This window comes from Corallococcus sp. CA041A (genome assembly GCF_003612075.1).
Lineage (GTDB): Bacteria > Myxococcota > Myxococcia > Myxococcales > Myxococcaceae > Corallococcus > Corallococcus exiguus.
Map to the genome: position 1 here is coordinate 1 of NZ_RAWF01000381.1, position 6,811 is coordinate 6,811.

General features: G+C 70.9%; 6 protein-coding genes. 3 read left to right on the forward strand and 3 right to left on the reverse strand.

Going from position 1 to position 6,811, the window contains the following annotated elements; translation table 11 throughout:
- Positions 1-1,604 (forward strand): polynucleotide adenylyltransferase PcnB (pcnB, locus tag D7V77_RS39135; protein WP_120581307.1); only part of this gene is annotated, 1,604 nt, incomplete at its 5' end.
- A 413-nt stretch (positions 1,605-2,017) separates the two neighbouring features.
- On the opposite strand, the gene D7V77_RS39140 is transcribed toward pcnB, so the two are convergent.
- On the reverse strand, positions 2,018-3,223 hold the full coding sequence (locus D7V77_RS39140; protein WP_120581308.1) for a DNA polymerase IV: 1,206 nt from the start codon (positions 3,221-3,223) through the stop codon (positions 2,018-2,020).
- A gap of 41 nt (positions 3,224-3,264) precedes the next feature.
- Between D7V77_RS39140 and D7V77_RS39145 the strand changes: the two genes are divergently transcribed.
- Positions 3,265-3,678 (forward strand): secondary thiamine-phosphate synthase enzyme YjbQ, encoded by a 414-nt coding sequence (locus D7V77_RS39145; protein ID WP_120581309.1) that lies wholly within the window; start codon positions 3,265-3,267, stop codon positions 3,676-3,678.
- On the opposite strand, the gene D7V77_RS39150 is transcribed toward D7V77_RS39145, so the two are convergent.
- Positions 3,675-4,613, reverse strand: a complete 939-nt coding sequence (locus D7V77_RS39150; protein ID WP_120581310.1) for an RluA family pseudouridine synthase — start codon at positions 4,611-4,613, stop codon at positions 3,675-3,677. The two genes, D7V77_RS39145 and D7V77_RS39150, sit on opposite strands and share 4 nt — an antisense overlap.
- Complete coding sequence (locus D7V77_RS39155; protein WP_120581311.1) at positions 4,610-5,728, reverse strand: serine/threonine-protein kinase; 1,119 nt, start codon at positions 5,726-5,728, stop codon at positions 4,610-4,612. The genes D7V77_RS39150 and D7V77_RS39155 overlap by 4 nt, the downstream gene beginning before the upstream one ends.
- A 127-nt stretch (positions 5,729-5,855) precedes the next feature.
- Between D7V77_RS39155 and D7V77_RS39160 the strand changes: the two genes are divergently transcribed.
- The gene (locus D7V77_RS39160) at positions 5,856-6,746 is read left to right on the forward strand and encodes a serine/threonine-protein kinase (protein WP_158624571.1); all 891 of its coding nucleotides are present in this window, start codon (positions 5,856-5,858) and stop codon (positions 6,744-6,746) included.
- Positions 6,747-6,811 lie beyond the last annotated feature (65 nt).

Here is a 6,811-nt window from a genome sequence, read left to right on the forward strand (position 1 = left end):
CCTCCGAGCCCCCCTTCGCCGCGGACGCGGCGGAGGACGACGGGTTCGACGACGATGACGATGACACCGAGGACGCCGGCCCGGAGGTCACCGACGAAATCCTGGCCGCCACCGAGGCCCTGAAGGCCGCGGAGGCGGAGGACGCGCAGGCCGCCGCCGAGGCGGGTGACGAAGCCGAGGAGCCCGAGGCCGTCATCCTGGAGCCGGAGCCGGAGCCCGCCGCGAACGAGCCGGAGTTGCAGGCGCCCACCACCACCCGCACGGGTGAGCCCGCGGAAATCGACCCGGACGAGATGGATCCGGACGCGCTCAAGGTGGTGCTGCGGCTGCACCAGCACGGTCACCAGGCGTACCTGGTGGGTGGCTGCGTGCGCGACCTGCTGTTGGGCAAGAAGCCCAAGGACTTCGACGTGGCCACCAGCGCCCACCCGGGCGAGGTGCGCGCCATCTTCCGCAACTGCCGGCTCATCGGCAGGCGCTTCCGGTTGGCGCACGTCTACTTCAAGGGCGGGAAGATCGTGGAGGTGTCCACCTTCCGCGCGAACCCGACGGAGCTGGAGCCGGCGGCCGGCGCGGCGGCGGCGGCGGAGGAGGGGCAGAGCGGCGAGGACCTCCTCATCACCCACGACAACGTCTTCGGCACCGCGCAGCAGGACGCGCGCCGCCGCGACTTCACCATCAACGGCCTGTTCTACGACGCGGCTGAAGGCCGGGTCATCGACTACGTGCGCGGCCGGCGCGACCTGGATGAGCGCTTCATCCGGACGATTGGCGACCCGGAAATCCGCATGCGCGAGGACCCGGTGCGCATCCTGCGCGCGGTGCGCTTCGCGGCGAAGCTGGACCTGGACATCGAGTCGCGCACGTACGCGGCGATGGAAGGCGCGGTGGAGGACCTGCCGCGCTGCGCGCCCGCGCGCCTGCTGGAGGAGACGTTCCGGCTCATCCGAGGCGGCGTGTCCGCCCCGGCGCTGAAGCTGCTGGCGGCGCTGGACGCGCTCAAGATTCTGCTGCCGCCCGTGGACGAGTACCTGCGCGAGAACGGCAAGGAAGGGGAGAAGACCTTCTACGCCTTCGCGCAGGCGCTGGATAAGCGCGTGTCCGCGGGAGAGGTGCTGGACGACGCCATCCTGCTGGCGGCGTTGCTGGTGCCCATCAGCCGCGCGCACCCGCCGGTGGAGGAGTCGCAGGACGAGGGCCGCGCGTCGGTGTCGCGCGTCATCGAGGACCTGCTGGCGGGCTTCGTGGAGTCCGCGCGGCTGCCGCGCCGCATCGCCGAGCGCTGCCGCATGCTGCTCCTGATGCAGCGCACGCTGTCCGGGGAGCGCCGCCGCAAGACGGGCGCCTTCCGCCGCCACCCGCTCTTCAACGAGGCGCTGGCCGTCTACGCGATGACGGTGGAGGCCACGGACGAGGGCCGCGAGGCGCTGGAGGCCTGGCAGGCCGGAGAGGTGCCTCCGCCGCGCGCCGGAGCCGCTGGCGGTGCGGACGCGGAAGGCCCCCGCCGCAAGCGCCGTCGTCGCCGTCGTCGCCGTTCCGGCAACGGGAGCGGAGAGGGCGGCGGTTCGGGCGCCTCCTCCGGTTCCGACGCGGGCGAGGGGTAGTTCCTTCGCGGTGGTGTCGCAGCGAAAGGGCTGGAGCGCTCAGGTGCTCCGGCCCTTGTCGTGTCCGCGAGCCCGGTGACGCGCCACCGCTTTCTCCCGCGTGACGGTGCAGCGGCAGAGCTGGGGCGCTCAGGTGCTACGGCCCTTGTCGTGTCGTAGGGGCGCTGCGGCTCGCCCAAGCGTGTCGGTGCAGCGGCAGAGCTGGAGCGCTTCAGGTGCTACGGCCCCTGTCGTGTCGTAGGGGCGCTGCGGTTCGTCTAAGCTTGTCGATGCCGCGACAGGGCTGGAGCGCTTCAGGTGCTACGGCCCCTGTCGTGTCGTAGGGGCGCTGCGGCTCGCCCAAGCGTGTCAGTGCCGCGACAGGGCTGGAGCGCTCGCAGGTGCTCCGGCGCTGGTCATGTCCGAGGGCCGCGCTACCGCTTCGGCTTGTCCACCGGCTTCTCGGAGCGGTGCTGGTCATCGTCCGACGCCTCCGCCTCCGCGATGTCCGCCATGGTGATGGCTTTGCTGCCGAAGCGCGCCGCGATGCGGTCCATCGCCTCGTTCAGCTTCGACGACTTCGGCGCGGCCGCCGGGAACAAGCCCAGCTGCGGCTCGTCCTCGTCCAACTGCACGCTCACGCCGGTGAGCCGCAGCGCCTTGCCTTCGTGCGCGCGCTCCAGCAGCTCCAGCGCCGCGCGGTAGATGACCTGCCCGTCGTCCGTGGCCTCGCGCAGCGTGACGCGGCGGGTGATGAGCGTGAAGTCCGCGAACTTCAGCTTGAGCTGCACCACGCGGCCCTTCAGCGTCGCGCGCCGCAGCCGCCGGGCCACCCTCAGGGCCTGCGCGTGCACGTGCGGCTTGAGCGCCTCCAGGCCCGTCAGGTCCTCGTCGAAGGTGTCCTCCGCGCCCACGCTCTTGGCCGCCCGGTCCGGCACCACGTCCCGCGCGTCGATGCCGTGCGACAGCTCCCACAGGTGCTTCGCGCTCGCCGCGCCGAACCGCTCCTCCAGCCAGTCCACGTCCCGCGCCGCCACGTCGCCAATGGTGACGAGCCCCGCGCGCTTCATCGCCTCTTCCGTCTTCGGCCCCACGCCCCACAGCCGCGACACCGGCAGCCCGGCGAGGAAGGCCACCGTCTCCTCCGGGCGCACCTCGCGCTGGCCGTTGGGCTTCGCCAGGTCGGAGGCGATCTTCGCCACGAACTTCGCCGTGGCGATGCCCGCGGACGCCGGCAGGTTCAGCTCGTGGGAAATCTCCTTGCGGATCCGCTTCGCGATGTCCGCCGCCGCGCCGAACAGCCCCACCGACGCGGTGACGTCCAGGAACGCCTCGTCCAGCGACAGGGGCTCGATCAGCGGCGTGTACCGCTCGAAGATGGCGAACACGTGCTCGCTGGCCTCCGCGTAGGCGGAGAAGCGCGGCTTCACCACGATGGCGTGTGGCGCCTGTTTCATCGCCCGTGCCATGGGCATGGCGCTGCGCACGCCGAAGGGGCGCACCTCGTAGGACGCGGCCACCACCACGCCGCGTTGTGCATGCCCGCCAACGATGACCGGCTTGCCCCGGAGGGACGGGTTGTCGCGCTGCTCGACGGACGCATAGAAGGCGTCCATGTCCACGTGGAGGATGGCTCGCATGACGTGAGTCACTCTAGTGGTCCCCTCTGACAGTGCGAGCCATGAAGACCCTCACCGAATACCTCTGGTTCGAGACGAAGGCCCGGCGCGAACTGGTGCGCCTGACGGACACCGTGGCCGCCCTGCTGAAGAAGAGCGGCATCCAGGAGGGCATGGTGCTGGTGTCCGCCATGCACATCACCGCGGGCGTCTTCGTCAATGACGACGAGCCCGGCCTCCATGAGGACATCTGGGACTGGCTCCAGCACCTGGCGCCCCATGGCCCCGACTACCGCCACCACCGCACCGGCGAGGACAACGGCGACGCGCACCTGAAATCCATGCTCGTCCACCATCAGGTGCTGATTCCCGTCACCGCCGGCAAGCTCGACCTGGGCCCCTGGCAGCAGATCTTCTACGCGGAGTTCGACGGCCAGCGCCGCAAGCGCGTCATCGTCAAGGTGATGGGCGACTAACCGGCCACGGGCCACGCCAGCCCGTGGCGTCCCAGCTCCGCCACCAGGTCCGGCGGCAGCGGGCTCTCCACCTTCACGGGCTCCTTCGTCACCGGGTGCTGCACGGTGAGCGAGCGGGCGTGCAGGAAGAACCGCCCCAGTTCCGGCGCCTCGCGGCCCCCGTAGAGCGCGTCCCCCACGAGCGGCGCGCCCACCCCGGCCAGATGCGCGCGCACCTGGTGCAGCACGCCCGTGAGGATTTTCACCTCCACCAGGCTGTAGTCCCCGGACCGGGCCAGCACCCGGAAGTGGGACAGCGCCTCGCGGGCGTCCTCGGCGCCGTAGGGGGCGGGCTCCACGCGGTCCGGATGGCGCGGGTGGTGGCGCAGCGGCACCTCCACCTCGCCCTCGTCCGCCAGCGGGCCCGTCACCAGGGCGACGTAGCGCTTGTCCACCGCGCGGTTGCTGAAGGCCTCGCGCACGGTGGTCCAGGCCTCTCGCGTGCGGGCCGCCGCGAGCACCCCGGACGTCTCCACGTCCAGCCGGTGGCACAGGCCGCCCTCGCGCGGGTCCTGGGACGCCTGCGCGACCTCCGGGTAGCGCGCCACCAGGGCGTTGGCCACCGTGCCCGTCTCACCCGGCTGCAGGGGGTGCGACGGGCGGCCGGCGGGCTTGTCCACGAAGAGCAGGGCCTCGTCCTCATGCAGGACGACGAGCGGGAAGTCCGTGTCGGGCACGGCCTCGCGCGAGGACTCCTCCACCGTCACGGCGACCTTCTGGCCGGCGGTGACGAGGAGGCCCTTCTTGGCGGGGCGGCCGTCCACGCGGACCTGGCCCTCCTCGAAGAGGCGCTTCATGCGCGCGCGGGACAGGCCCAGGGCCTCGCCCGCGAACAGGTCCACCCGCTGGCCCGCCTTGTCGGCGTCCACGGTGAGGGTGTGCGTCGTCGTCGTCACTCTGAGAGGGCCTCGTACACTTCCTCGGCCGTCTGGAACCGGTCGTCCGGCTCCTTGCGGATGAGGCGATGAGCCACCCGCGCCAGCTGCGGGTCGCCATGCAGGTTGAGCGCGAGCAGCGGCGGAGGTTCCGTCTCCAGCACCTGGCGCCACAGCTCGTGCGGCGTTTTCGCGTCGAACGGCGGACGCCCGCTCATCAGCTCGTACAGGATGACGCCCAGGCTGTACAGGTCCGCGCGCCCGTCCAGCGGCTCGCCCAGAATCTGCTCCGGGGCCATGTACCGGTAGGTGCCCACCAGCTTGCCGTCCGCGGTGATGCCCGCGTCGTCCGCGAGGAACTTGGCCAGGCCGAAGTCCATCAGCCGCACCTGGCGGTCGTCGTCCACCATGATGTTGGATGGCTTCAGGTCGCGGTGCACCAGCCCGTGGCCGTGGATGTACGCCAGCGCCTCGCACACCTGGAGCATGGCGTCCTTCAGCTTGCCCATGCGCTCCGGACGGTTGAGGTCCGCCTCCTTCGGCGTGGTGGGGCGGGAAGGGAGCTGCGGCGCGCGAGGGGCGGCCCGGCGCGGATCCACCACGCGCATCCCGTCCGAATCCGGGTCGTCGTCCCCGGCGCCGTGGAAGCTGGCCAGGTCCTCGCTGGGCGCTTCCTCCGCGAAGGCGTTGAGGTCGAAGGTGCCGTCGTCCTCCACGTCGTCGTCCTCTTCCTCGTCCGGACTGTCGACGCTGCCGAAGTCGTCGTCCGCGGTGCGGCGGATGGTGAGCGGGCCGCGCGAGGAGGGCGTGGGCGTGTGCAGGTCGTTGAAGCTCACGTCCAGGTAGTGGCGCAGCGTGAGCCCTTCGATGAGCTCCATGGCCAGGTACGGCTGGCCCGCGTGGACGCCGGCCTCGAAGACCTTCACCACGTTGGGGTGGGCCAGGTCCGCGAGCGTCTCGAATTCGCGCGCGAGTCTCCGGGCCGCGCGGTCGTCCAGCGACGGTCCACCCGTCGACAGGAGCTTCAGCGCGACCTCGTCGTTGCTGCGGCGGTCCAGGGCCCGATAGACGGTCCCGGCCCCGCCACTGCCGAGCGTTTCCAACACGCGGTAGGGACCAATGGCCTTGGGAGGCATGGGAGCGCGGATCCTACGGACCACGTCACGTCAGGGTCAAACATGCAGACGGCGCTTGAGAGGTTGCGAACGCCTGGCCCCTGGGCTGTTTCACTTTTCCAGTGAGACATGGGAAGCCTCACGGACCATGCAAATCGGGAAGTATCGGTTCATCCAGAAGCTCTCCGAAGGAGAGAGGGTGGAGACCTTCCTGGCGGAAGACGCCAGAGGCCCGTGTGAGCTCCAACGCGTCCTTCCCGAGCTCACGAGACGCCCCGAGCTCGTGAAGACGTTCCTGTCCGAGGCCGAGAATGCTTCGTGCCTGGTCCATCCGAACGTGCAGCGGGTCCTCGACTTCGGGACGGAGGATGGGAACGCATTCCGGGTGACGGAGCCCATCGATGGGCCTTCGCTGCACTCACTCATCCAGGCGTTGGCGGCGCAGGGGGCGCCGCTGCCGCTCGGCGTGTGCGCAGGGCTCGTGGCCCAGGCCGCCATGGGGCTGGCGTACGTGCACGCTCTGACGGATGGGGCGACGGGAATGCCGCTGGAGTGGGCGCACCGCGACGTGCGGCCCGGGACCGTCCGGGTGTCCCGTGAGGGCGTCGTGAAGGTGAGCGACTTCGGCATCGCGAAGCTGGCGGTGCACGACCTCCGCACGCGGCTGACGCCGGTGGATGCCCTGGCGTACAAGCCGCCGGAGCTGTTCCAGCGCCAGTCTCCGGACCTGCGCGGTGACGTGTACGGGTTGGGGATGGTGCTCTACGAACTGCTCACCGGCCTGCGTCCCTTCGCCGGGCAGGACCTCGTGGGCGCGCTCCAGGCCATCCGCTCCGCTTCCTACGTGCCCGCGGTGGAGCGCCGGCCGGACCTGCCGGAGGCGATGCAGCGCATCCTGGAGCGGGCGCTCGCGACGGACCCGGTGGAGCGCTACCCGGACTGCCTCGCGTTCCATGCGGACCTGGAGCGCTTCATGTCCTCCCTGGACGAACCGGTGGGGCCGGACGTGCTGGCCCGGTGGGTGGCACGGGTGACCTGAGGCGGGGGCAGGCAGACCCAGGGCGGTCTCTTATACAAATCTGACGCTGCCGACGATCTTACGCG